The sequence below is a fragment of the Variovorax sp. IB41 genome (assembly GCF_016405905.1).
Taxonomy (GTDB): Bacteria; Pseudomonadota; Gammaproteobacteria; order Burkholderiales; family Burkholderiaceae_C; genus Variovorax.
This window is the reverse complement of the sequence record NZ_JAEFCB010000017.1, coordinates 45937-67663: the sequence shown is the minus strand read 5'-3', so window position 1 is coordinate 67663 and position 21727 is coordinate 45937. Positions and strand designations below refer to the sequence as shown.

Genomic DNA, 21727 nt, shown 5'->3' with positions numbered 1-21727 from the left:
CCATGAGCAGCATCAACACCCGAACCTACGAATCCATCCCCGCGCAGACGGTCGCTTTTCTCGGCCTGGGCGTCATGGGCGGTCCGATGGCCGCCCACCTGGCCAAGGCCGGCCACAGCGTCACGGTCTACAACCGCACGGCTGCCAAGGCCGAGGCCTGGGCCGCAGAATTCGGCCCGCCGGGCCGCCATGCCGCTACCCCGCGCGAAGCGGCGGCAGGCGCCGACATCGTGTTCTGCTGCGTCGGCAACGACGAGGACCTGCGCTCCGTGGTGCTGGGCGACGACGGCGCCTTCGCCGGCATGAAGAAGGGCGCGGTGCTCGTCGACCACACGACCGCCTCGGCCGACGTGGCGCGCGAACTGTCGAAGGCCGCCCAGGCGCTGGGCCTGCACTTCATCGACGCGCCGGTGTCCGGCGGCCAGGCCGGCGCGCAGAACGGCGCGCTCACCGTGATGTGCGGCGGCGACGCGGCCGCCTTCGAGCGCATCAAGCCGGTGGCTGCGGCGTTTTCGCGCGCGGTCACGCTGCTGGGAGAAAGCGGCGCCGGCCAGCTCGCAAAGATGGTGAACCAGATCGCCATCGCGGGCCTGGTGCAGGGGCTGTCGGAAGCCATCGCCTTCGGCCAGCGCGCCGGCCTGGACATGGAAGCCGTGCTCGGCGTCATCGGCAAGGGCGCGGCCCAGAGCTGGCAGATGGACAACCGCGGCAAGACCATGATCCAGGGCAAGTTCGACTACGGCTTTGCCGTCGACTGGATGCGCAAGGACCTGGGCCTGGTGCTCGACGAAGCCAAGCGCAACGGTGCGCGCGTGCCGGTGACGGCGCTGGTGGACCAGTTCTACGCCGACGTGCAGCAGGCCGGCGGCCGGCGCTGGGACACCTCGAGCCTGATCATCCGGCTCAAATGAAAAAAGCCCGCGGAAGCGGGCTTTTTTGGGTTCAGCGGACCGGCGAGGTCGTCACGGCCGGTTGCCCGGGCGCCGAGCCCGGCGCGGGCAGCGGTTCCATCGGTGGCAGCGGCACGCGCGAGGACGAAGAAGACGACGAAGGCGTCGCGTTGCTCACCGGCGCCGGGCCCGTGCCGCCGCGCTGCGCCGCGGACTGGTTCGCCGCCTGGCTGGCGGCAAGGTCGGCTTCGCTCACCACCTCGACCACGCGCACCACCTTCATCACGCCGCCCACGCCGCGCGTGATCTCGGTCGCGCGATCGGTCTCGCGCCGCGTGGCGATGCCCATGAGGTACACCACGCCGCGCTCGGTCGTCACCTTGAACGAGTTGGCGAAGATGTCCTTTGCATCGAGCAGCGAGGCCTTCACCTTGCCGGTGATGTAGAGGTCGTTGGAGCGGTCCTGGAAGGTGCTGGGCGCGCCCTGCGTGAGCTCGTTCACCACGGAGCGCACGTTGACGATGCGGCTCACCTCGTCCTCGACGCGGCGGCGGTCGGCCTCGTTGCCCACCGCGCCGGTCAAGAGCACCTGGCGGTTGTAGCTGGTGACGCTCACGTACATCTGGTCGTTGGCGATGTCGCGCACGCGGGCCGCGGCGCGCAGCTCGATGCCCTGGTCGTCCAGCTGCGCGCCGGAGCTGCGGCGATCGGTCGCCACCATGCCCACGCCCACCACCGCGGCGCCGCCCACCACGAGCGGCACGCAGGCGGAGAGACCGGCGACCAGTGCGGCACCCAGGGTGAGTGCGAGGGCGAAACGCCGGGTCGACGTCTTTGTCATGGTCGTCATGGTCATGAGGAAGCTTCCTGTTCTCCGAGTAACTGGGCATCCACGCCGTCGCACAGGCAGTGCAGCGCGAGCAGGTGGACTTCATGGATGCGCGCCGCACGCTCGTGCGGCACGCTGATCTGGACATCGGTTTCGCGCAACGCGCGGCCGATGACGCCGCCGGTGCCGCTGCTGCCCGCACCCGGCGCCGCGGGCGGGCCCGAGACGGCATTGCCGAGCAGGGCGACCACGGTCATGTCGCGCTCGTGCGCGGCCAGCACGGCAGCCAGCACGGCGGCCGACTGGCCGCTCGCGCTCAAGGCGAGCAGCACGTCGCCGGCCTGGCCCAGCGCACGCACCTGGCGCGCGAACCGGTCGGCATCCATGGCATTGGCGCTGTCGGCGTTGGGGTCGGTGGTGTCGCCGGGCAATGCGATGGCGCCCAGCTCGGGGCGCTCGCGCTCGAAGCGGCCGACGAACTGCGCGGCGAACTGCGCGGCCAGGAGGCCCGAGACACCCGCACCGCAGGCCAGCACCTTGCCGCCGCTGGTCACGCACGCCAGGATGGCCTGCATCGCTTGAGAGATGGGTTTGCTCAGGACCGGTCCGGTCTGGTATTTGAGGTCGGCACTGTCGATGAAGTGCTGCTGAATCCGTTGCTCGAGCATGAGGCGGGATGATAACTGGGGGTGGTGAAACAAGACGTGTGAGTTGTGGAGCCTGCCCGAAGGCTTCAGTTCCCTTGGAAGGCGCGTCAGCCCGCGTCGAACGCGGCCCGCAACCAGGTGATTTTCTCCTCCACCAGCACCACGTCGAAACGGCACGGCGGCACCGTGCGCAGCCGGCTCAGGTAATGCTGCGCGGCGAACACGATGCGCCGCTGCTTGGGCCCGGTGATGCTGCCGCCCGCGCCGCCATGCGTGCCGGCGCTGCGCTGGCGGACCTCGACGAACACCAGGGTTGCGCCGCGCGGATCACGCGGATCGCGCATGATCAGGTCGATCTCGCCGCCGCCGCGCCCGGGCGTTCGATAATTGCGCGCGATGAGCGCGAGGCCGGCGTCCTGCAGGTGTTCGAGCGCGGCGTCTTCCGCCGCATCGCCGCGGCGCTTCGTGGTGCTGGTGGTGGTGGTCTTCATGGCTCCCTGCCGTCTTCTCTTTTTTGTCGATCGCTCTCACGGAGAAACCTCTTGGCTTCACTCGCCCCTGCTTCCTTCGGCGCCGCCCTTGCGGCCGCGCACGACGCCGCGGGTGCGCAGCATTATCCGCAGGCCACGCTCTACGTCGTTGCCACGCCGATCGGCAACCTGGCCGACATCACGCTGCGCGCGCTGCACGTGCTGCAGCTGGTGGACGTGATCGCTTGCGAGGACACGCGCCACACCCAGAGCCTCCTGCGCGCCTACGGCATCGACCGCCCCGGCGCCCGGCTGCTCGCAGTGCACCAGCACAACGAGGCCGAGGCCGCGCAGGCGGTGGTCGCGCGCCTCGCGCAGGGCGAGCGCATCGCGTACGTGAGCGACGCCGGCACGCCCGGCGTGAGCGACCCCGGAGCGCGGCTGGTCGCCGCGGTGCGCACGGCGGGCCAGCGCGTGCTGCCGCTGCCGGGCGCGAGCAGCGTCACGACGCTGATCGGCGCCGCCGGGCTCGTGGCGGACGGCGCCGACGGCAACGCCAGCAGCGCCTTCGTCTTCGCGGGCTTCTTGCCGACCAAGTCCGGCGAGCGCGACACCGCCGTGCAGGCGCTTTCGCAGGAGCCGCGCGCCGTGGTGCTGCTGGAGGCGCCGCACCGCATCGAAAGCCTCGCGCGTGCGCTCGCCGTGCTGGGCGAGCGCCGCGTCACCGTGGGCCGCGAGCTCACCAAGCAGTTCGAGGACATCGCGACGGTGGCGGCGAGCGCCCTGCCCGACTGGTTCGGCGCGGACCGTGACCGCATCCGGGGCGAATTCGCGCTGGTGCTGCACCCGGTCGCGGTGAGCGGCGACGGCGGCGCGGAAGGCGAGCGCGTGCTGCGACTGCTGCTGGCCGAACTGCCGGTGAAAACCGCGGTGCGGCTGGCCGCCGAGATCAGCGGTGCGCCGCGCAATGCGCTCTACGAAACCGCGCTGCGCATCCGCAATGACGGCGGCGACTAGCCGAGCGACTGACTAACTAGCCGTCCAGCTCCGCATACCGCCTGAAGATCCCGTCCTCGTTGAACGCGATGCGGCGCGGGCTCTGCAGGTAGTCGTGCACGCGCTGGCGGCGCTTGACGTTGGCGTGCAGTTTCTCGATAGCCGGCGTGCGGGCGAGCGCCCGCGCGGCGGCTTTCGGGAACGCGTAGTGCAGCCCGTCCACCAGCTGGAACAGCGAGAGATCGGCATAGGTCAGCATGTCGCCGACCAGGTGCAGGTCCCCCGCGGGGTTGCGCTGGAGCACCTGCTCGAACCAGTTCAGAAACTTGGGAATCCGCTCTTCCCGGAAGGACTGCGCGCGCTGCACGGCCGCATCGCGCTGGTCTTCGTAATAGGCGCCGGTCGAGATCGGATGGTGCGTGTCGTGCGCCTCGGCCACCACATCGGCGATGGTGAGCTGCAGCTGGTGGGTCCACAGGCCGTCGGACTCGCCGACGCCCGAGAGCCCCAGGCGCGGCCCGAGGTACAGCAGGATCGCGGCGGTCTGGCCCACCACGATGTCGCCGTCCACGAGGAAAGGCGGCGCGAACGCGGCGCGGGCGTTGTTGGGGTCGCCGAGCCGCTCGCCGAGTGCGGACTCGCCGCCGCCTTTGGATTCGGGCAGCCGCGCCACATCGACATAGTCGGCACCCGCTGCTTCGAGCGCGAGCCGCACGAATTCACCGCGGCCCTGGATCGTGGGCCAGTAATGGAGTTGGTAAGGCATGCGGCCATGGTGTCAGGGTCCGCCGGACCCCGCAACCGGCCGGGACGCTCAGGCGGCGCGGTCCGACAGGCTCACCAGAATTTCCACCACGGCCGCGGCGCCAGGCGCAGCGCCTGCGGGCGGGTGTCGAGGTCGATGTTCTGGGTGAGCGTGTCGCCGGAGCGGCGGCGCATCTCGGTCTCGAGGGCATGCGCGATGCCGCGCGCCTGTTTCTCGCCGCGCAGCGCGCGTCGGCGCCACTCCGCGGCATGTTCCGCCAGGCTGGCCTCGTCCAGATCAGTCAACTCCGTCATCGATGGAAATCTTGCATGTGCGCGGTGGCGAAGCGACGCCGGCGCGCGGTGAATGGTCGTGGGGGAGAACGTCGAGGGGGAAAGAAAAAGACCGGACGCCTTGGGAGGCTTCCGGTCTTGCAGGGGTCTCACCGCCAGGAGTCTCACCCAACGGGGGGAAAGCCATGGTACCGCATCGGGCCCCGGCGATGCCGCTGCCGGGCAGTGTCGGCGATCACTTCCGGACCGCTGCAATCACCTTCCGCGGAAGCCAGTACGCCAGCGTTCCCGCCGCGGCGAAGGCGATCAGCCCGGTCACGGCGATGCCCGCGGCCAGCGACAGCCCGCCCGCCAGGAGCGACAGCAGCGCCGGGCCGCAGGAGGAGCCGATGTCGGACATCAGGCGCCATATGCCCAGGAAGTGCGCGCGGCCGTGGCGCGGCGAGTGGTCGGCGCCGATGGTCATGATCATTCCTGAGCCGATGCCGTTGCCGAAGCCGATCGCCAGCGACGCGAGCAGCAGCGTGACGACGCCGGTCGTGAGCGGCATCAGCAGCATCGCCAGCCCCATGATCAGCATCGAAGGCACCGCGACCCAGCGCCGGCCCTTCCTGTCCATCACCTTGCCGGCCGGATAGAACACCAGCATGTCGATGCCGCCCGCCAGGCCGTAGATCAGCGAGGCCACCGAGGGCGCCAGCATCAGGTGGTCGGCCCACAGCGGGATCACGGCCTGGCGCGAGGCCCGCACCGCGCTGACCAGCACCACGCCCAGGCCCAGCGTGAGGAACACGCGCCGATGGTCCCGCAGGGTCGAGAGGACGGAGGTCGAGGCCGGCACCGCCTGCCCGGCCGGGACCGGCGGCGCCTCCAGGTCGGGAATGCGCGCGCCGATGGCCGCGGCCCCCATCACCGCCACGATGCCGACCACGTAAGCCGCGGAGAGGCCGAACAGATGCACCGCTCCGGCCGCGATAAACGGCCCGGCGAACATGCCGATGCGCATGACGCCGCCCAGCGTCGAGAGCGCCCGCGCGCGGTATTCGATGGGCACCGCCTCGGTCATGTAGCTCTGGCGCGCGAGGTTGTAGACGGCCTGCGACATGCCCACCATGAAGCAGCCCGCGGCGAACAACCCCAGGTGCGAGGTCAGCACGCACAGCAGCATGCCCAGGCCGCTCCACACCCCCGCCGCGACGATGGCCCAGCGCTCGCCCCAGCGCATCGTGATCATCGAAGCGGGGATGTTGTTGAACAGCGAGCCGATGCCGATCATCGCGATCACCAGCGCGGCCATGGGCACGGACGCGCCCAGGTCGCGCGCCGTCAACGGCACGATGGGCAGGATGGCGCCCTCGCCCAGCCCGAAGAGCAACGAAGGCGCAAACGCCGGCACGGCGATGCGCCACAGGGAAAAAGCAGGCGTGGGGGTTGGAGCAGGGAGCGGCGATGACATGCGCGGAAAGGTCCGGGTTGCGGCCCCGGCCCGCAGCGCGAACGCAGCGCGGACAAAGAGCGGACGACAAGCGCGGCGATTGTCTCGCCGATGCCCGGATTCGTCAGACCGTCATGAAAAAAGCCGGAAGCTTTTGCAAGCTTCCGGCTTTGGATCTGGTCCCGCCGCCAGGAATCGAACCTGGATCTCAGCCTTCGGAGGGCCGAATTCTATCCGTTGAAATACAGCGAGAGATAGGCTCCGGAAAACCTCCGGAGCCAGAGATTATCGCCTATCAGGCGACGGCGCTTTCGGCTTCGTTCGCAGCCACCGCGTCGGCGGCCGGCCGCTCGAAGCCGAGCCCCGCCAGATAGACGCGGAAGGTGCGACGGCCCGTGGGCACCAGGTCGAAGGCCTCGGGGTCGAGCAGCCAGTTCTGAATGAGGCCGCTGATCAGCGCATGCATGCCCTGCGCCGCCACGTGGCCGGGCACCGGCAGCTTGACGTGGGCGCGGCGCGCGGCCAGGCGCAATGCTTTTTCGAAATCGACCACGCAGGCGTTGCGCGCATCCAGGTGGCGCTGCTGCACCGAGGCCATGTCGTGGGTGTATTCGACCTTGTGGGTGGCCACGTCGAACACGCGGCGCACCTGCGGGTCGGTGGTCATGAGGGTCAGCGCGTGGACCATGCCCTCCTCGATCTCGACCAGCGGATCGTCGCTCGCGGCGGCAGCATCGCTCTTGGGCGCGGCCTCCAGCGGCAGGATGACGCGCTCCATCATCGCGTTGAAGAGGTCGGCCTTGTCCTTGAAGTGCCAGTAGATGGCGCCGCGCGTCGCGCCGGCCTGCTGCGCGATCTGCTGCAGCGAGGTCTGCGAGACGCCTTGCGCCTGAAACAGCAGCTCCGCGGCATCGAGCAACCGATTCCGCGTGGCCAATGCCTCTTCCTTCGTACGACGTGCCACCAAGTCTCCTGATTTGTAAAGCGAACGCCCCTTGCTTATCGTGGGGCCATTAACAGAGTCACTATACATCCATGAATGTATGTAAACTACCGGGCTTCCCCGATGGCCCGGCTGTTTATGCTGTCATCCTGTTCGCAGTGCGAACACACCGCCATCTCCCGTCTTCGCTTCAAAGGAATCGCATGCCTCTCCTGCATGTCTCGCGCCCATCGTCCTTTTCGCCGCGTCTCGCGACCGTGGCCGCCGTTGTCCTGTTGGTCCTCGCGGGCTGCGGCAAGGGCGATGCACCCGCCGGCCCGGGCGGCGCAGGAGGCGGCGGAGCCCGGCCCGCGCCCGAAGTGGGCGTCGTGGTCGCCACGCCGACCGATGTCGGCCTCGTGACCGAACTGCCGGGCCGCCTGGAGGCCTCGCGCATCGCGCAGGTCCGCGCCCGGGCCTCGGGCATCCTGCTCAAGCGCGAGTTCCGCGAAGGCAGCGACGTGAAGGCCGGCCAGCTCCTGTTCCGCATCGATCCGGCACCGCTGGTGGCCGCTTCGCAGAACGCCCAGGCCACGCTGGCCCGCGCCGAAGCCAACGCCGTGCAGGCCAAGGCCCTGGCCGACCGCTACAAGCCGCTGGTCGAAGCCAACGCGGTAAGCAAGCAGGAATACGCCACCGCCGTCGCCTCGCAAAAGACCGCTGAAGCCGACGTGGCCTCGGGCCGCGCCGCAGTGACGACCGCCAAGATCAACCTCGGCTATGCCGACGTGACCTCCCCCATCGCGGGCCGCATCGGCCGCGCCCTCGTGACCGAAGGCGCGCTGGTGGGCCAGGGCGACGCCACCGAGCTGGCCGTGGTGCAGCAGATCAACCCGGTGTACGTGAACTTCACGCAGTCGGCCTCCGATGTGCTGAAGCTGCGCCGCGCGCTGGCCGCCGGCCAGTACAAGCGCGCCGGCGGCGAGGAAGCCGCCAGCGTGAGCGTCGTGCTGGAAGACGGCAGCGACTATCCGCTGCCCGGCAAGCTGCTGTTCTCCGACCTCACGGTGGATTCGACCACCGGCCAGGTCACGCTGCGCGCCGAAGTGCCCAACCCCAAGGGCGAGCTGCTCCCCGGCCTGTACGTGCGCGTGAAGCTCGAGCAGGCCCAGGCCACCAACGCGATCACGCTGCCGCAGCAGGCCGTCACGCGCACCCAGCAGGGCGACACCGTCTCGGTGGTCGACAAGGACGGCAAGATCAGCAAGCGCACCGTGAAGATCAGCGCCGCCAAGGACAACCAGTGGGTGGTGCTGGACGGCCTGAAGGCCGGCGAACAGGTGATGGTCGACGGCTTCCAGAAGCTGCAGATGATGCCGCCCGGAACGCCCGTGAAGGCCGTGCCGTGGAAGAAGCCGGACCCGAACGCGGCCCCTGCTCCCGCAGCACCTGCACCGGGCGCCGCCCCCGCAGCCGCACCGGCTGCAGCGGCACCGGCCGCCGCACCCGCGGCAGCCCCCGCCGCCAACGGCCAGGCTTCCGCGCCGGCCGAGAAGAAGTAATCAGGAGCGCGCCGCATGGCCAAATTCTTTATCGACCGACCGATCTTTGCCTGGGTGATCGCGCTGTTCATCCTGGTGATGGGCGGCGTGGCAATCACGCAGTTGCCGATCTCGCAGTACCCGCCGGTGGCCCCTCCGGCCATCGTGATCAACGTCGCCTACCCCGGCGCCTCGGCCCAGACGCTCGAGGACAGCGTGCTGTCCGTCATCGAGCGCGAAATGAACGGTTCGCCGGGCCTGATCTACATGGAATCGGTGGCCCAGGCCGACGGCACCGGCTCCATCACCATCAGCTTCGAGGCCGGCACCAACGACGACCTCGCGCAGGTGGACGTGCAGAACCGGCTCTCCCGCGCCACGCCGCGCCTGCCGGCCGCGGTGACGCAGCAGGGCGTGCGCGTGGACAAGTCGCGCAACAACTTCCTGCTGTTCGCGATGCTGTCCTCGGACAACCCGGACTTCGACCCGGTCGCGCTGGGCGACTACGCCTCGCGCAACATCGTGCCCGAGCTGCAGCGCGTCGTCGGCGTGGGCCAGGCGCAGCTCTTCGGCACCGAGAACGCCATGCGCATCTGGGTCGATCCGGCCAAGCTGCAGGGCTTCAACCTGTCGGCCACCGACGTGAACAACGCGATCCGCGCACAGAACGCCCAGGTGTCCTCCGGCTCCATCGGCGACCTGCCCAACATTCCCGGCCAGGCCATCGCGGCCACCGTGGTGGTGAACGGCCAGCTGGCCAACGTGGAGCAGTTCAAGAACATCGTGCTGCGCGCCAACACCGACGGCTCGGCCGTGCGGCTGAAAGACGTCGCGCGGGTCGAACTGGGCGGCCAGTCGTACTCCACCTCGGCGCGCCTGAACGGCGTGCCCGCGGTCGGTATCGGCGTGCAGCCCACGCCCAACGGCAACGCGCTGCAGTCGGCCAAGGCGATCCGCGCCAAGATGACCGAGCTGGAGCGCTTCTTCCCGCCGGGCGTGAAGTGGAATATTCCGTACGACAGCTCGCGCTTCGTGCAAATCTCGATCACCGAAGTGGTCAAGACGCTGCTGGAAGCCGTGGCGCTGGTGTTCGTGGTGATGTTCCTGTTCCTGCAGAACTGGCGCTACACGATCATCCCGACCATCGTGGTGCCGATCGCGCTCCTGGGCACGTTCGCGTCGCTGCTCGCGCTCGGTTTCTCGATCAACGTGCTGACCATGTTCGGCATGGTGCTGGTGATCGGCATCGTGGTGGACGATGCGATCGTGGTGGTCGAGAACGTCGAGCGCATCATGAGCGAGGAAGGGCTCTCGCCCCTTGAAGCCACGCGCAAGGCCATGAAGCAGATCTCCGGCGCCATCATCGGCGTGACGGTGGTGCTGATCTCGGTGTTCGTGCCGCTCGCGTTCTTCGCGGGCTCCACCGGCAACATCTACCGCCAGTTCTCGGCGGTGATGGTGACCTCGATCGCCTTCTCGGCCTTCATGGCGCTGTCGCTCACGCCGGCGCTGTGCGCCACGCTGCTCAAGCCCGTGGAAGCGGGCCACCACCACGAGAAGCGCGGCTTCTTCGGCTGGTTCAACCGCGGTTTCTCGCGCACGGCCAAGGGCTATGAAAGCATCGTCGCGCGCATCCTGCGCCGCGCCGCGCGCTACCTGATCATCTACGTGGCGATCATCGGCGCGGTGGCCTACACCTACACGCACCTGCCCAGCTCGTTCCTGCCGGCCGAAGACCAGGGCAACATCATCGTGAACGTGCAGCTGCCCCCGGGCGCGACGCAGGAACGCGCGCTGGCGGTCATGCAGCAGGTCGAGGGCTTCATCCTGAAGCAGCCCGAAGTGCAGAGCATGGTCGGCGTGATGGGCTTCAGCTTCTCGGGCCAGGGCCAGAACGCGGGCCTTGCCTTCGTGACGCTGAAGGACTGGGAAGAACGCAAGGACCCGGCCCACTCGGCCAGCGCGCTGGCCGGCCGTGCCTTCGGTGCGCTCTCGGGCATCCGCGACGCCTTCATCTACCCGCTGAGCCCGCCGCCCATTCCCGAACTGGGCAACGCCAGCGGCTTCAGCTTCCGGCTGCAGGACCGCGCTGGCGCGGGCCACGAGGCGCTCATCAACGCACGCAACCAGCTCCTGGGCATGGCCGGGCAGAGCAAGATCCTCTCGCAGGTTCGCCCCGACGGCCTGGAAGATGCGCCGCAGCTGCAGATCGACATCGACCGCGACAAGGCCAACGCCCTGGGCGTGAGCTTCGATGCGATCAATGCGACGCTCTCCACGGGCCTGGGCTCCAGCTACATCAACGACTTCCCGAACCGCGGGCGCCTGCAGCGCGTGGTGGTGCAGGCCGATGCGCCAGCCCGCATGCAGCCGGACGACCTGCTGCGCCTGAACGCCAGCAACACGCAGGGCCAGCCGGTGCCGCTGTCGGCCTTCGCGACCACCAAGTGGGTCACGGGCGCCACGCAGACGGTGCGCTACAACGGCTACCCCGCGATCCGCATCAGCGGCGACGCCGCCGCGGGCTTCAGCACGGGTGCCGCGATGGCCGAGATGGAAAAGCTCGCCGCGCAGCTGCCGCAAGGCTTCGGCTTCGAATGGACCGGCCAGTCGCGCGAGGAAAAGCTCGCGGGCTCGCAGGCCATCATCCTGTACGGCTTCGCGATCCTGGCGGTGTTCCTGTGCCTGGCCGCGCTGTACGAGAGCTGGTCGATCCCGCTGGCGGTGATCCTGGTGGTGCCGCTCGGCGTGCTGGGCGTGCTGCTGGCAACGATGCTGCGCGCCTATTCGAACGACGTGTACTTCCAGGTGGGGCTGATCACCATCATCGGCCTCTCGGCGAAGAACGCGATTCTGATCATCGAGTTCGCCAAGGACCTGCAGGCGCAGGGCAAGGGCATCGTCGAGTCGGCGCTGGCCGCGGCCCACCTGCGGTTCCGCCCGATCGTGATGACCTCGCTGGCCTTTGGTCTGGGCGTCGTGCCGCTCGTGATCGCCTCGGGCGCCGGCTCGGCCAGCCAGCGCGCCATCGGCACCGGCGTGCTCGGCGGCATGGTGACCGGTACGGCCCTTGCCGTGATTTTCGTGCCGGTGTTCTTCGTCGTCGTGCGCACCCTGTTCAAGGGCAGCGCGCGCCAGCGTGAGGCCGACAAGCGGCATGCCGAAGCCGCCGGCATCGTGGAGGAACCCAAGCATGACTAAGAAACTGATTCCCACGGCCCTGGCCGCAGCGATGCTGCTGGCCGGCTGCTCGCTGATCCCGACCTACGAGCGGCCCGCCGCGCCGGTGCCGACCACCTTCCCGGGTGACCCGTCGCAGCCGGCCGGCCCGGCGGCCGCGGCCCTGCCGTGGCAGGACTTCTTCACCGACCCGCGCCTGGCGGGCCTGATCCAGACCGCCCTGGCGAACAACCGGGACCTGCGCGTGTCGGTGCTCAACATCGAGCAGGCGCGCGCGCAGTTCCAGATCGAGCGCTCGGCGCTCTTCCCGGCGCTGGGCCTCACGGGTTCGGGCTCGCGCTCGAGCCCCAATGCCTACCAGGCGATCGACGCGAGCCAGGGCAGCGTGGCCTCGCAGTACAGCGTGAACTTCGGCTTCACGGCCTGGGAGCTGGACTTCTTCGGCCGCATCCGCGCGCTGAAGGACCAGGCGCTGGCGCAGTACCTGGCCACCGAGGAAACGCGCAAGGCCGCGCAGATCAGCCTGATCGCCTCGGTCGCGACCGGCTGGATCACGCTCCTGGCCGACGACGAACTGCTGGAGATCACGCGCCAGACGATGGTCACGCGCGAGGAATCGGTGCGCCTCGCAAAGCTGCGCTTCGACAACGGCGTGTCGTCCGAAATCGACTTCCAGGCCGCGAACACGGCCGCGGAAAGCGCCCGCGCCACCTATGCGCAGCAGCAGCGCGCGCGCATGCAGGACGAGAACGCACTCGCCCTGCTGCTGGGCGCGCCGGTGCCGGCGACGGCCCTCTCGGGCGGCAGCAAGGGCCTGGACGGCATCCAGCCGATGCCCGACGTGCCCGCGGGCCTGCCCTCGGACATGCTGATCGAGCGACCCGACATCCGCGCGGCCGAGCAGCAGCTGATCGCCGCCAACGCCAACATCGGCGCGGCGCGCGCGAACTTCTTCCCGCGCGTGTCGCTCACCAGCTCCATCGGCACGGCGAGCAGCGAGTTCTCGGGCCTGTTCGACCGCGGCTCCAAGGCCTGGTCGTTCGCGCCCACGGTCACGCTGCCGATCTTCGATGCGGGCCGCAACTGGGCCACGCTGCAATCGTCCAAGGCCGGGCGCGAGATCGCGGTCGCGCAGTATGAGAAGTCGATCCAGACCGCGTTCCGCGAAGTGGCCGATGCGCTGGCCGGCCGCGCCACGCTGGGCGAAGAGGTGCGTGCGCAGCGCGCGCAGGCCACCGCGGAAGCGGTGCGCTTCAAGCTCTCGGACCTGCGTTACCGCAACGGCATTGCCAGCGCGCTGGACCTCCTCGATGCACAGCGGTCGCTCTTCACGGCGCAGCAACTGGCGGTCAACGCGCGGCTCCTGCAACTGCAGAACCAGGTCACGCTGTACAAGACGCTGGGTGGCGGCTGGGCAACGCGCGACAAGGGTTGAGGCGCTTGCGCGCCCGATATCGGGAGGCCAATCGCCCGCCGGGGCGGGGGGCCTCTCTATAATCGTCGGTTGATCTAGAAAAAGCCCCCCGACGAGCCCCCGTTATTGAGGACGCCATGAGCGCAGACCCGCACTACCAGGCCACAGAAGAAGCCCATACCGGCCCCATCAAGAACCCGAAGCAACTGCTGCTCGCGGTATTTTTCTCCTTCATTGCACCGATCCTGATCATCGTGGGACTTGTTGCCTACGTGGTCTCGGGCACCAAGCCCGCCGGCACCGCGGAGGGCGACAACATGGCGCTCTACGGGGTCTCGAAGGAATCGCGCGACAAGGAAGTGGCCGACCGCCTCAAGAAGGTCGGCGTCATCGAGATCCGCGACGCCAACCGCCCGCTCACCGCCGGCGAGGCCGTGTTCAAGGCCCAGTGCATCGCCTGCCACGGCGCACCGGGCATTCCCGGCGCGCCGCACTACAGCGACGCCGCAGCCTGGGGCCCCCGCATCGGCCAGGGCTACGCCACGCTGCTGGAACATGCGCTCAAGGGCAAGGGCGCGATGCCTCCCCAGGGCGGCGGCGACTTCGAAGACCTCGAAATCGGCCGCGCGGTGGTCTACATGGCCAACGCCGGCGGCGCCAAGTTCCCGGTGCCCGACCGGCCAGCGGCCGCAGCGCCCGCGGAAGGCGCTTCGGGTGCTGCACCTGCCGCTGCCGCATCGGCACCTGCTGCCGCAGCCTCGACGGCTGCCGCCCCGGCCAAGTAATCCGCTTCGCCCCAACGAAAAAGCCGGCCCAGCGCCGGCTTTTTTGTGGGCGATGCGCGCCCCTGAACTATTGTTTCGATAGCGCGTCGGCGGCGCCCGCATGGCGTTCAGCCGGGCTCATGACGTGGCCGAAGCGCTGCGGCAAATCGCCGGCCTGCACCGCCTCGGGCGTCCACAGGCCCTGCTCGATCGCCTCGGCCGCGATGCCCACGTCCTGCGTGTGCACCAGCCCGAGCCCGATCGGCGCGACCAGATAGAGCCGCCCCGCCTCGTCGAGCAGGCAGCCCGAGACATCGACCGCCTGGCCGGTGTGGGCCGCGACGGTGAACTTCCCGCCGCCCTCGTCCGCCACGCGCCAGACCAGCGGCGCGGCCTCCAGTTCCACATACACGCGCTGCGGGCCGTTCTGGAAGAACCACTGCCCGTCGTCGTCGTGCTCGTAGTTGCGGTGGATGAAGTCGATCAGCTTGTCGTGCCGCAGCATCGAGCCCTTGGCCTGCAGGAACGGGCCCTCGGCCTGCGTGCGGTCGTCGCGCATGTACCAGTTGCCGCGCGCGTCGAGCCCCAGCCAGCCGTAGCAGTGCGGCACGTTGGGCCATTTGGCGAGCGCCTGTTTGACGATGTCGTCCATCGATTCATTCTCCTGCCGGTTGCGGCGCGAAAGCGTCAGCCGAAACGCCGCCGTGCAACTGCAGCCAGCTGCCCACGCGCTCCGGCATCCCGCGCACATGCCCCGGCGGCAGCCCGAGCGGAAAGCCCACATGCCCGCCGTGCGCAGGCTGCCACAGCGTGACGTGCCGCCCGACCTCGCCCGGCCCCGGAAGGCTCCGGGCCGGAATGAACGGATCGTTGAGCGCATTCACCACCAGCGTGGGCACGCGGATCTGGCCCAGGTGCGGCTTGGACGAGCCCCGCGCCCAGTAGTCGTCGGCATTGCGAAAGCCGTGCAGCGGCGCGGTGAACACATCGTCGAAGGTGTAGAGGTCGCGCGCGGCCAGCAGCCGCTCGCGGTCGAAGAGGCCCGGGAACTGCGCCAGCTTGGCCATCGCCTTGGGCTTCATGGTCGCAAGGAACATGCGCGTGTAGACCAGCCTGTTGAAGCCGCGGCCGATCGCCTCGCCGCCCGCGGCCAGGTCGAGCGGCGCGCAGACCGAGGCCACGGCGGCGACCGATTCGCGCGCCGTGTCGCCCGCCTCGCAGGCCCAGCGCAAGAGCGCGTTGCCGCCGAGCGAGACGCCCGCGGCCAGCACCGGGCCGCCACCGGCCAGGCGGTACTGGGCGTGCATTCGCCGCAGGATCCAGCCGATCTCTTCGTAATCGCCCGAGTGGTACGCGCGCGGCGCGAGGTTCAGCTCGCCGCTGCAGCCCCGGAAGTGCGGCACCGCGAAGGCCATTCCGTGCTCGGCCGCGAAGGCCGCGAAAGCCTCCGCGTAATGGCTGCGCGACGAGCCTTCGAGCCCGTGGAACAGCACCAGCAGCGGCCGCGGACCCGGCAACGGCGCATCGATGAAATCGACGTCGATGAAGTCTCCGTCGGGTGCATTCCAGCGCTCGCGGCGGTACACGGGTGCGGTGCCGTCGAAGCGGCGCGCATGGAGCGCGGCCCAGATGGTCTGCAGGTTGCCGCCGGGCAGCCAGCGCGGCGCCACGTAGCCCATCGACGATCGAAGAGAAGAAGAGGAATCGGCGGAAGACATCAATGCAGGGTCTGGGGCGGATCGTTCGCGTCGTCGGGCTCCCGCGCACTGCCCGGGCTCGCATGGTGCGCCACCATGCGCCAGCCCTGCGCGGTCTTGTGATAGACGTTGGTGGCCAGCACGAAGGCATGGCGCGGGCCTTCGGCGGTGAGCACCTCGATGCGCTCGAGCACGTTGTGCACGGCGCTCGCGAGCGACTCGATCTTGCGCACCCGCGCCGGCATCGCGTGGATCGCGCCGTTGCCGAACATCTGCTCGAAGGCCGCGCGGATCGCCACGTTGCCCACAAGCCGCGGGCCGCCGGGGTGCACGCAGAACACCTCGTCCTCGTCGGCCCAGCAGGCCATCAGCGCGTCGATGTCGCCGCGCTGCAGCGCTTCGTAGAAAGCCGCCTCGACATCGTCGGCGGTGCCGCCGATGGCCGCGGCGGCGCGGTGTGGGGTCTTGGGCATGGCGTGATTTTGCCGTGCCGTTCGTGACGCGGACGCTGCACCGCTTTGGTCCGGCCCGCACCGCGCCGCCGCAATTCTTTCGGTTCGCCTGCTCCACTTTGGACCAAATGGTCGGAACACAAACACCGAAAAACCGTAACCCGTTGATTTGAAAAGACTTCTCCGACTGGCACGCGCCATGCATAGGGCTCCTCAACCCCGCAACAGGAGCCCTTCATGAACGTCGGCATCTTCATTCCCATCGGCAACAACGGCTGGCTGCTTTCCGAGAACGCACCGCAGTACAAGCCCAGTTTCGCGCTCAACAAGGAGATCACGCTGAAGGCCGAGCACTACGGCGTGGACTTCGCGCTGTCGATGATCAAGCTGCGCGGCTTCGGCGGCAAGACCGAGTTCTGGGACCACAACCTGGAGTCCTTCACGCTCATGGCCGGGCTCGCCGCCGTCACGACGAAGATCAAGCTCTTCGCCACCGCCGCCTCGCTGGTGATGCCGCCGGCCATCGTCGCGCGCATGGCTTCGACCATCGACTCCATCTCCGGCGGCCGCTTCGGCCTGAACCTGGTCACCGGCTGGCAGCGGCCCGAGTATTCGCAGATGGGCATGTGGCCCGGCGACCAGTTCTTCGGCACGCGTTACCAATACCTCTCCGAATACATCCAGGTGCTGCGCGATCTCTGGGGCACCGGCAAGAGCGACTTCAAGGGCGAGCACTTCCAGATGGACGACTGCCGCCTGAGCCCGCGGCCGCAGGCCGACATGAAGGTGATCTGCGCCGGCCAGAGCGATGCGGGCATGGACTTCTCCGCCAAGTACGCCGACTACAACTTCTGCTTCGGCAAGGGCGTGAACACGCCCACGGCCTTCGCGCCCGCGGCCGAAAAGCTCATCGAGGCCGCGCGCAAGACCGGCCGCCATGTCACCACCTACGTGCTGATGATGGTGATTGCCGACGAAACCGACGAAGCCGCGCGCGCCAGGTGGGAGCACTACAAGGCCGGCGCCGACCACGAGGCCATCGCCTGGCTCGGGCAGCAGGGCGCGGCCGACACCAAGTCGGGCGCAGACACCAACGTGCGCCAGATGGCCGACCCGACCTCGGCGGTGAACATCAACATGGGCACGCTGGTCGGCTCCTACGAAACCGTCGCGCGCCTGCTCGACGAAGTGGCCGAAGTGCCCGGCACCGAAGGCGTGCTGCTGACCTTCGACGACTTCGTGCAGGGCGTGGAGGCCTTCGGCGAACGCATCCAGCCGCTGATGAAGAGCCGTGCGCACGTGCAGAGCCCCGTGCCTTCGCAGGTCGAGCCCGAGCGCCTTGCGGCCTGAAAAAAAGGAAGACGCGCATGACCACGCCCGCACGCAACGCCACGCTCACCTCGACCACGCCCGTCGGCGCGCCGCGCCTGCCCGGTTCGCCCGCGCCGCGCGTGCTGCCCGCGCGCCCCGAGCCACTGGCACTGCACGCCAGCGACTCGGCGCTCGTCGTCGTCGACATGCAGAACGCCTACGCCTCGCTCGGCGGCTATGTCGACTCGGCCGGCTTCGACATCTCCGGCGCGCAGGGCACCATCGCCAACATCGCACGCACCATCGCCGCCGCGCGCGCGACCGGCATGCTGGTCGTGTTCCTGCAGAACGGCTGGGACGCGGCGTACGTCGAAGCCGGCGGCCCCGGCTCGCCCAACTGGCACAAGTCGAACGCGCTCAAGACCATGCGCGCCAGGCCCGAGCTGCAAGGCAAGTTCCTCGCCAAGGGCGGCTGGGACTACGAACTCATCGGCCAGATGAAGCCGCAGGACGGCGACATCGTCGTGCCCAAGACGCGCTACAGCGGCTTCTTCAACAGCACGCTGGACAGCACCCTGCGCGCGCGCGGCATTCGCCACCTCGTGTTCACCGGCATCGCCACCAACGTGTGCGTCGAGTCGACGTTGCGCGACGCGTTCCACCTGGAGTACTTCGCGGTGATGCTGGAAGACGCGACGCACGAGCTCGGTGGCGCGGCCATCCAGAAGGCCTCCGTCTACAACGTGGAGACCTTCTTCGGATGGGTCTCCACGGTCGAGCAGTTCTGCAGCACCTTCGCGCCGCACGTCGCCGCTCAACCCGCAACGGCCGCATCGGCCATCGCCTGATTCATTTCAAGGAGTCCTCGAATGCCCAAGCAAGCCATCATCCCGCCCGGCACCGGCGTGCCCCTGGCCCCCTATGTTCCCGGCGCGCTCGCCGACGGCGTGCTCTACGTCTCGGGCACGCTGCCCTTCGACAAGGACAACAACGTGGTGTCCGTGGGCGACGCGAGTGCGCAGGCGCGCCATGTGCTCACCACCATCCAGGGCGTGGTCGAAGCCGCGGGCGGCACCATGGACGACGTGACCTTCAACCAGATCATGCTCAAGGACTGGGCCGACTACGCGAAGATCAATGCGGTGTATGCCGAGTTCTTTCCGGGCACCAAGCCCGCGCGCTACTGCATCCAGTGCGGCCTCGTGAAGCCCGATGCGCTCGTCGAGATCGCCTCGATCGCGCACATCGGCACGAAGGCCTGAACGCCATGAGCGCGCTGCACCGCGAAGTGCACGGGCCGTCGGACGCGGCGGCGACAGTGCTGCTGTCTTCCGGCCTCGGCGGCTCGGCCAGCTTCTGGCAGCCGCAGCTCGGCGCGCTGGTCGCGGCGGGCCACCGCGTCATCGTGTACGACCAGCGCGGCACGGGCCGCAGCCCGGACGCGCTGACCGGCGACTACGCCATCGCCGACATGGCGCAGGACGTGCTGGAGATCCTCGATGCCACCGGCACCGCGCAATGCCACTTCGCGGGCCATGCGCTCGGCGGCCTCGTCGGCCTGCAGCTCGCGCTCGACGCGCCCGAGCGCGTGGCAAGCCTTGTGCTCGTCAACGCATGGTCGAAGCCGAACCCGCATTCGGCACGCTGTTTCGACGCGCGGCTCGCGCTCCTGGGCGCGCTCGGTGCGCGCGCCTACGTGGAAGCGCAACCGATCTTCCTGTACTCCGCCGCCTGGTGTGCGGAACATGCGCAGCGCGTGGCAGACGAGGTCGATCACGCCTTCGCACACTTTCCCGGGGAGGCCAACATGCGCGCGCGCATCGCCGCGCTGCGCGCCTTCGACGTCGATGCGCGCCTTGCCGAAATCGCCGCGCCCACGCTCGTCGCCGCCGCCAGGGACGACGTGCTCGTGCCCTGGACCTGCTCGCAGCGCCTGGCCGACGGCCTCGGCGACGTGACGCTGGACTTCATGCCGCACGGCGGCCACGCGCACAGCGTGACCGAGGCGGCCGCCTTCAACCGCAGCCTGCTCGATTTCCTCGCCCGGGTCGCCGCACCCGCAATTTCCGCAGTACCCGCATGACCACCCCACAGACCCTCGACGACGCCGCGCTGTCGCTTCTCTTCACCGGCGCGCGCAGCCACAACGGATGGACCGATGCACCCGTTTCCGATGCGCAACTCCAGCAGATCTACGCGCTCGCGAGCCTTGGCCCGACCTCGGCCAACTGCTCGCCCGCGCGCTTTGTGTTCGTGCGCACGCCCGAGGGCAAGCAGCGCCTGGCGCCCGCATTGTCGAAGGGCAATCTCGACAAGACCATGTCGGCGCCGGTCACCGTGATCGCCGCGTGGGACCGCAAGTTCTACGACAAGCTCCCCACGCTGTTCCCGCACGGCGATGCGCGCAGCTGGTTCACCGGCAGCCCCGAGGCGGCGCACGAAACGGCGTTCCGCAACGCCAGCCTGCAGGCCGGCTACCTGCTGCTCGCCGCGCGCGCGGTGGGGCTCGATGCGGGACCGATGTCCGGCTTCGACAAGGCCAAGGTCGATGCGGCTTTTTTCGAAGGCACCGACTGGACCACCAACTTCCTCATCAACCTCGGCCACGGCGACGTGTCGAAGGTGTTCGGCCGCCTGCCGCGCCTGCCCTTCGACGAAGCCTGCCTCCTGGCCTGAAGCCAGCGGAGCTCCACATGCTGAACGCCATGGCTTCCCCCACTCCGCCAAGCCATCCGCCGAGCGGCCCGCCGAACATGCTCCCCAAGGCCGACTACCGCAACGCGATGGCGCGCCTGGGCGCGGCGGTGAACATCATCACGACCGACGGTCCCGCAGGCCGCGCCGGCTTCACCGCGTCGGCCGTGTGCAGCGTGACCGACGAGCCGCCGATGCTGCTGGTGTGCCTGAACCGCTCGGCCTCGGTGTACCCCGCGTTCACCGCCAACGGCGTGCTCTGCGTGAACGTGCTGGCGGCGGGCCACCAGGCGCTCTCGGGCCTCTTCGGCGGCAAGACGCCGATGGACGAGCGCTTCGCGGCCGGCCGCTGGAGCCGCAAGACGACGGGCTCGCCGGTGCTCCAGGACGCAGCCGCTTCTTTCGATTGCCGTGTGGTCAGCGCGACCCGTGCCGGCACGCACGACGTGCTGTTCTGCGAAGCGGTGGCCATCGCCATCGGCGGCGCCGCGCAAAGCCTCATCTACTTCGATCGCCGCTACCACGAGATCGCGGCGCCGCCGCATTGAGTCATCGCACCGTGATGCCCTGCAGCACGATGCGCTGCACGCTCTGCACCGTCTGCTCGAAGAACGCCGCATCGTCCAGCGTGTGCCCCGACAGCGCCTGCACCTGCACGCCGAAATCCGCGTAGTGCTGCGTGATCGCCCAGAGCGCGAAGATCAGGTGGTGCGGGTCGACCGGCGCGAGCTTGCCGGCATCGACCCAGGCGCGGATCACCTCCGATTTGCGCTCCACCAGCGTGCGCAATTCGCGGTCCAGTTCATCGCGCAGCAGCGGCGCACCCTGGATCATCTCCAGACAGAACAAGCGCGACGCATCGGGCCGGTCGCGCGAGATCACGAGCTTGCGGCGGATGTAGTCGCCGATGGCCTGGCTCGGGTCCTGCTCGGCGCTGAAGCCGCGCAGCGGTTCGAGCCACACCGCGAGCAGGTCGCGCAGCACGTTGACGTACAGCTCCTCCTTGTTCGCGAAGTAATAGAGCAGGTTGCTCTTGGACACATCGGCGCGCGCGGCCACCTGGTCGATCGAGGTGCCGTGCAGCCCGAAGCGCGAGAACAGCCCGAGCGCCGCGCCGAGGATCGCGCTGCGCTTGTCCTCGATCTGGCGCAGGCGCCGGCTCACGGCGGAGGCGCTGCGCACTGCGGGTTTCGCGCGCTTGCGCGGCGGGGTCTTGTCGGTCGTGCTGGCCGTGGCCAGCGCCTTGGGCGCCTTGATCTTGGGCATCTTCCCTCGCTCTTCGTTGTCGGATTGCAGGTTCTCTGAACGGCGCACCACTGTAAGGCCGCGGTGCATCGCGTTGCGCCACGGTGGCCGCCCGGCCCCCACGGCACGCACCATGCTGACGCGACAAACAGGGTTTGTCCATTTGGTCCAACTGGCACAGACGTTGCATGGCGAAAGGCAT

23 protein-coding genes and 1 tRNA gene are annotated in these 21727 nt (G+C 69.0%); 12 read left to right on the top strand and 12 right to left on the bottom strand.

Annotated features, from left to right (window positions below):
- The first annotated feature begins 2 nt into the window (after positions 1 to 2).
- Entirely contained in the window at positions 3 to 911 is a 909-nt protein-coding gene (locus JC881_RS24885; protein WP_198788389.1) for an NAD(P)-dependent oxidoreductase, read from the top strand.
- 31 nt (positions 912 to 942) lie between these two features.
- Here the strand turns inward: JC881_RS24885 and JC881_RS24880 are convergent, their stop codons facing one another.
- The 3 genes from JC881_RS24880 to JC881_RS24870 all read right to left on the bottom strand — a co-directional run bounded on the left by JC881_RS24880 (position 943) and on the right by JC881_RS24870 (position 2857).
- Positions 943 to 1746: a BON domain-containing protein gene (locus tag JC881_RS24880; RefSeq protein WP_198788388.1), complete on the bottom strand. Its 804-nt coding sequence runs from the start codon at positions 1744 to 1746 to the stop codon at positions 943 to 945.
- Positions 1743 to 2387: an SIS domain-containing protein gene (locus tag JC881_RS24875; RefSeq protein WP_198788387.1), complete on the bottom strand. Its 645-nt coding sequence runs from the start codon at positions 2385 to 2387 to the stop codon at positions 1743 to 1745. The genes JC881_RS24880 and JC881_RS24875 overlap by 4 nt, the downstream gene beginning before the upstream one ends.
- Positions 2388 to 2473: 86 nt before the next feature.
- Positions 2474 to 2857, bottom strand: a complete 384-nt coding sequence (locus JC881_RS24870) for a YraN family protein (RefSeq protein WP_198788386.1) — start codon at positions 2855 to 2857, stop codon at positions 2474 to 2476.
- Between the two features lie 51 nt (positions 2858 to 2908).
- Between JC881_RS24870 and rsmI the strand changes: the two genes are divergently transcribed.
- The gene (rsmI, locus tag JC881_RS24865) at positions 2909 to 3853 is read left to right on the top strand and encodes a 16S rRNA (cytidine(1402)-2'-O)-methyltransferase (RefSeq protein WP_198788385.1); all 945 of its coding nucleotides are present in this window, start codon (positions 2909 to 2911) and stop codon (positions 3851 to 3853) included.
- A 16-nt stretch (positions 3854 to 3869) separates the two neighbouring features.
- Here rsmI and JC881_RS24860 read toward each other — a convergent pair whose 3' ends face one another.
- From JC881_RS24860 to JC881_RS24840, 5 genes are all read right to left on the bottom strand, one after another.
- Complete coding sequence (locus JC881_RS24860) at positions 3870 to 4598, bottom strand: glutathione S-transferase (RefSeq protein WP_198788384.1); 729 nt, start codon at positions 4596 to 4598, stop codon at positions 3870 to 3872.
- Positions 4599 to 4669: 71 nt separating this feature from the next.
- A complete protein-coding gene (locus tag JC881_RS24855) occupies positions 4670 to 4891 on the bottom strand; it encodes a hypothetical protein (protein WP_198788443.1) in 222 nt (73 codons plus the stop codon).
- A gap of 214 nt (positions 4892 to 5105) precedes the next feature.
- The gene (locus tag JC881_RS24850; RefSeq protein ID WP_198788383.1) at positions 5106 to 6326 is read right to left on the bottom strand and encodes an MFS transporter; all 1221 of its coding nucleotides are present in this window, start codon (positions 6324 to 6326) and stop codon (positions 5106 to 5108) included.
- A gap of 156 nt (positions 6327 to 6482) precedes the next feature.
- Positions 6483 to 6557, bottom strand: a tRNA-Arg gene (locus JC881_RS24845).
- A 43-nt stretch (positions 6558 to 6600) separates the two neighbouring features.
- Complete coding sequence (locus JC881_RS24840) at positions 6601 to 7269, bottom strand: TetR family transcriptional regulator (RefSeq protein ID WP_443083374.1); 669 nt, start codon at positions 7267 to 7269, stop codon at positions 6601 to 6603.
- Between the two features lie 182 nt (positions 7270 to 7451).
- On the opposite strand from JC881_RS24840, the gene JC881_RS24835 reads away from it, so the two are divergent.
- From JC881_RS24835 to JC881_RS24820, 4 genes are all read left to right on the top strand, one after another.
- A complete protein-coding gene (locus JC881_RS24835) occupies positions 7452 to 8789 on the top strand; it encodes an efflux RND transporter periplasmic adaptor subunit (RefSeq protein WP_198788381.1) in 1338 nt (445 codons plus the stop codon).
- 15 nt (positions 8790 to 8804) lie between these two features.
- Entirely contained in the window at positions 8805 to 11969 is a 3165-nt protein-coding gene (locus JC881_RS24830) for an efflux RND transporter permease subunit (RefSeq protein WP_198788380.1), read from the top strand.
- The gene (locus JC881_RS24825) at positions 11962 to 13383 is read left to right on the top strand and encodes an efflux transporter outer membrane subunit (RefSeq protein ID WP_198788379.1); all 1422 of its coding nucleotides are present in this window, start codon (positions 11962 to 11964) and stop codon (positions 13381 to 13383) included. The genes JC881_RS24830 and JC881_RS24825 overlap by 8 nt, the downstream gene beginning before the upstream one ends.
- Before the next feature lie 116 nt (positions 13384 to 13499).
- Positions 13500 to 14147, top strand: coding sequence for a c-type cytochrome (locus tag JC881_RS24820; RefSeq protein ID WP_198788378.1), 648 nt, complete (start codon positions 13500 to 13502; stop codon positions 14145 to 14147).
- 67 nt (positions 14148 to 14214) lie between these two features.
- On the opposite strand, the gene JC881_RS24815 is transcribed toward JC881_RS24820, so the two are convergent.
- The 3 genes from JC881_RS24815 to JC881_RS24805 are packed head-to-tail and all read right to left on the bottom strand — an operon-like array spanning position 14215 to position 16296.
- On the bottom strand, positions 14215 to 14778 hold the full coding sequence (locus JC881_RS24815) for a DUF2946 family protein (protein WP_198788377.1): 564 nt from the start codon (positions 14776 to 14778) through the stop codon (positions 14215 to 14217).
- 4 nt (positions 14779 to 14782) lie between these two features.
- Complete coding sequence (locus JC881_RS24810) at positions 14783 to 15805, bottom strand: YheT family hydrolase (RefSeq protein WP_198788440.1); 1023 nt, start codon at positions 15803 to 15805, stop codon at positions 14783 to 14785.
- 38 nt (positions 15806 to 15843) lie between these two features.
- The gene (locus JC881_RS24805) at positions 15844 to 16296 is read right to left on the bottom strand and encodes a YybH family protein (protein WP_198788376.1); all 453 of its coding nucleotides are present in this window, start codon (positions 16294 to 16296) and stop codon (positions 15844 to 15846) included.
- A gap of 216 nt (positions 16297 to 16512) precedes the next feature.
- On the opposite strand from JC881_RS24805, the gene rutA reads away from it, so the two are divergent.
- From rutA to rutF, 6 genes are read left to right on the top strand one after another with little or no spacing between them, the layout of a single operon-like run.
- Entirely contained in the window at positions 16513 to 17625 is a 1113-nt protein-coding gene (gene rutA, locus JC881_RS24800) for a pyrimidine utilization protein A (protein WP_198788375.1), read from the top strand.
- Positions 17626 to 17642: 17 nt separating this feature from the next.
- Complete coding sequence (gene rutB, locus JC881_RS24795) at positions 17643 to 18434, top strand: pyrimidine utilization protein B (protein WP_233102019.1); 792 nt, start codon at positions 17643 to 17645, stop codon at positions 18432 to 18434.
- Between the two features lie 21 nt (positions 18435 to 18455).
- Positions 18456 to 18848 carry a pyrimidine utilization protein C gene (gene rutC / locus JC881_RS24790; protein WP_198788374.1) on the top strand — a complete coding sequence of 131 codons (393 nt, stop codon included), beginning with the start codon at positions 18456 to 18458 and terminating at the stop codon, positions 18846 to 18848.
- Positions 18849 to 18853: 5 nt separating this feature from the next.
- Positions 18854 to 19669, top strand: coding sequence for a pyrimidine utilization protein D (gene rutD, locus JC881_RS24785; protein WP_198788373.1), 816 nt, complete (start codon positions 18854 to 18856; stop codon positions 19667 to 19669).
- The gene (locus JC881_RS24780) at positions 19666 to 20262 is read left to right on the top strand and encodes a malonic semialdehyde reductase (RefSeq protein WP_198788372.1); all 597 of its coding nucleotides are present in this window, start codon (positions 19666 to 19668) and stop codon (positions 20260 to 20262) included. The genes rutD and JC881_RS24780 overlap by 4 nt, the downstream gene beginning before the upstream one ends.
- Positions 20263 to 20291: 29 nt before the next feature.
- Positions 20292 to 20828, top strand: a complete 537-nt coding sequence (rutF, locus tag JC881_RS24775; RefSeq protein ID WP_443083373.1) for an NADH-dependent FMN reductase RutF — start codon at positions 20292 to 20294, stop codon at positions 20826 to 20828.
- 1 nt (position 20829) lies between these two features.
- On the opposite strand, the gene rutR is transcribed toward rutF, so the two are convergent.
- On the bottom strand, positions 20830 to 21546 hold the full coding sequence (gene rutR / locus JC881_RS24770; RefSeq protein WP_198788370.1) for an HTH-type transcriptional regulator RutR: 717 nt from the start codon (positions 21544 to 21546) through the stop codon (positions 20830 to 20832).
- Positions 21547 to 21727: the final 181 nt, after the last annotated feature.